General features: G+C 57.9%; 2 protein-coding genes and 1 pseudogene. All 3 read left to right on the top strand.

Features of this window, described 5'->3' with window-relative positions:
* Positions 1-769 (top strand): prolyl oligopeptidase family serine peptidase (locus tag FEM54_RS29460; protein WP_138453945.1); only part of this gene is annotated, 769 nt, incomplete at its 5' end.
* 50 nt (positions 770-819) lie between these two features.
* Complete coding sequence (locus FEM54_RS29465; RefSeq protein WP_138453946.1) at positions 820-1,662, top strand: DUF1460 domain-containing protein; 843 nt, start codon at positions 820-822, stop codon at positions 1,660-1,662.
* A gap of 495 nt (positions 1,663-2,157) precedes the next feature.
* Positions 2,158-2,896: pseudogene (locus FEM54_RS29475) on the top strand (RAD55 family ATPase); the annotation flags it as partial.

Here is a 2,896-nt window from a genome sequence, read left to right on the forward strand (position 1 = left end):
GCCCAAGGCCGGCACCCGCGTGCCGTATTTCCGGCTGCCCGAACAGCGCTTGCAGTCCACCGCCAGCGCGCCGACCTTGCTCTACGGTTATGGCGGTTTTGAAGTGTCGCTGTGCCCGGAGTATTCCGGCGGGCTGGGCCGCGCCTGGCTGTCCAAAGGCGGTGTGTATGCCGTGGCGAATATTCGCGGCGGCGGCGAATACGGCCCGCGTTGGCATCAGGCGGCGCTCAAGCACAAGCGTGCGCGCGCCTATGAGGATTTTGCCGCAGTGGCGCAAGACCTGATCAACCGCAAGATCACCTCGCCCCGGCACCTGGCCGTGCAAGGTGGCAGCAATGGCGGCCTGTTGACCGGCAATATGCTCACCCAATACCCCGAGTTGTTCGCGGCCGTGGTCGTCCAGGTGCCTTTGCTCGACATGCAGCGCTATCACCACTTGCTGGCGGGCGCCTCATGGGTGGAAGAGTACGGCAACCCGGACGTGCCTGAAGAATGGGCCTACATCCAGACGTTTTCACCCTACCACCTGTTCGACCCGGCCAAGACCTACCCGCCGGTGCTGTTCACCACCTCGACCCGCGATGACCGCGTACACCCGGCCCATGCCCGTAAACTTGCGGCCAAAATGATCGATGCCGGCCAGGACGTGACGTACTACGAAAACATCGAAGGCGGCCACGGCGGCGCGGCGGATAATGCCCAGAGTGCGTACATGAAAGCGCTGGTCTATGGCTTTCTGTGGGAGCGCTTGAGCGCCGGCCACGGCTGACCGGCGCTGGCCGGTATGTTCGGATGCCCCTTGGATAAGTGAAGAGTCAGATGCGTACACCCTATGTTTTTATCCTGATGTCGATGCTGTTGGCGGGTTGTGGTTCGTCGGGGGCAACCACTGGAAATCATGCGCTCGAACGTCAGCAAAATGCAGCGCTGACGTCCGGTGCGACGCTGGATCCTTACACCGTTGAGAAGCTCAATGCGATTCTCCATGAGCGTCCAAACTACCGGTTGCTTCCCGCGGGCCAACAGATCGGCCTGATCTCGGAGGCCTTTTTAGGCACGCCCTATGCTGCCAACAAGTTACAGGGCTCACTGAGCACGCCCGAACAGTTGGTGGTCGATTTTCGAGGCCTGGATTGCTTTACCTACCTGGATTACGTCGAGGCCCTGCGACAATCGGCAGCACAACCCGACTTTATGAAGAACCTGCTGCGCACGCGTTATGTTGATGGCGATCTCGACTTTCTGAGCCGTAAGCACTTCTACACGGATTGGGCCTACAGCGGCACGTATAAACCGGCGCAAGACATCACCGCGCAGATAAGTGCCCATGCCGTTCGCCGCGAAAAACGCCTCAACCAAAAAGCCGACGGCAGTACCTACTTGCCTGGCCTGCCGGTGGTCCAGCGTACGGTCACCTACATTCCTGCTGGTTTTATCGATAAGCAGGTCATCAGTCGCCTGCACGAGGGCGATTTTATTGGCATCTATACGCCCTTGGCCGGGCTGGATGTGACCCATGTGGGGTTCTTTATCATGACGGACGAAGGCCCCGTACTGCGCAATGCGTCCTCGCATTCAGGCAGTCAAAAGGTGGTGGATTCGCCGTTTCTGGCGTATGTGGCTAACACGCCGGGGATTGTTGTGCTGAGGGCCAAGGAGTAAAGGCTCATCGCCCTGTTGGCGTTCCGGATCCAGTACACCGAAAAGCCTCCCCATCATTGAGCATTCAGTGTCAATTGAGCCACTGTCCCGTCAGGGAGGCGACGTTTACAGTAAGTTTGGCTGCTGCATGAGTTAACGTTCATGTACGCGCCTTTCCGATGACTCGCTGGATACCGCCCCTATGAGATATCTGCCGCCCAGTGCGACCTTGCGTGCTTCTGAAGTTGCCGCCCGCCATCCGACTGGCGCCCGACCTTAGTGACACTCGTGTCGATTTGCATAGGTGCGGGGTCGGCATGGTGGTGCACTTCCACAAGGTCAAGGTGAGGTCTTTACCGCCGCTACCTGCGAATGGGTGCATGGGGAGACACGATCTGGAACTCCATCCCCGCTGATTCGCCCACCATGCTTCAGGACTGAATGGCTCTAAAGCGTAAATGGCGTTAGCATTCCCACCACTCGGCTTAAACAGCCTGTTTTTCAGATCAGGGTCGCATTGTGGAAAAGCTAAAACGCCTCCAAAGTGGAATCGAAGGGCTCGACGCTCTGCTCAAGGGAGGGCTGGTCGCGGGCGCCTCCTACATAATCCAGGGGCGACCAGGGTCTGGCAAAACGGTTCCATCATGCGAACAATGGAGGCCGGGTTCTGGTCGCCACACTGCTGGCCGAGTCACACGACCGTCTTTTTCAGTTTCTTTCTACTCTGAGCTTTTTCGACGCGTCCAAAGTGGGCGCCGACATTCAGTTTGTCAGCGCGTTTGATACGTTGGAAAACGAAGGGCTGGACGAGGTGGTAAAACTGCTTCGGCGCGAGATAAGTCGACAAAAAGCTACAGTGATGGTGGTAGACGGCTTGCTTAATGCTCGCTCAAAAGCCGACTCGCACATCGACACCAAGAAATTCATTTCCGAGTTGCAAGGGCACGCTGATTTCGCGGGTTGCACGGTGCTGTTTCTGACCAGCTCCCGTCTCGACGACGGCAGCCCTGAACACACCATGGTTGATGGCGTCATTGAAATGGGCGAAGAGCTATTTGGCACTCGCTCGGTACGTCGTATTCAACTGCGTAAAACTCGCGGCAGTGGAGCACTGACAGGCCTTCATGAGTGTGAGATTACCGACAATGGCTTGGTGGTTTACCCTCGTCTCGAAAGCCTTTATAGCCACCCATCCGCCCCCGACAGCGCCGACATGACGCGTATCGCCAGTGGCATTGGTTCGCTGGACGGCATG

Origin of the sequence: Pseudomonas edaphica (assembly GCF_005863185.1) — a bacterium.
GTDB lineage: Bacteria > Pseudomonadota > Gammaproteobacteria > Pseudomonadales > Pseudomonadaceae > Aquipseudomonas > Aquipseudomonas edaphica.

Coding starts and splice junctions, on each gene's coding strand:
- FEM54_RS29465 (WP_138453946.1), top strand. CDS start 820: ATGCGTACACCCTATGTTTTTATCCTGATGTCGATGCTGTTGGCGGGT.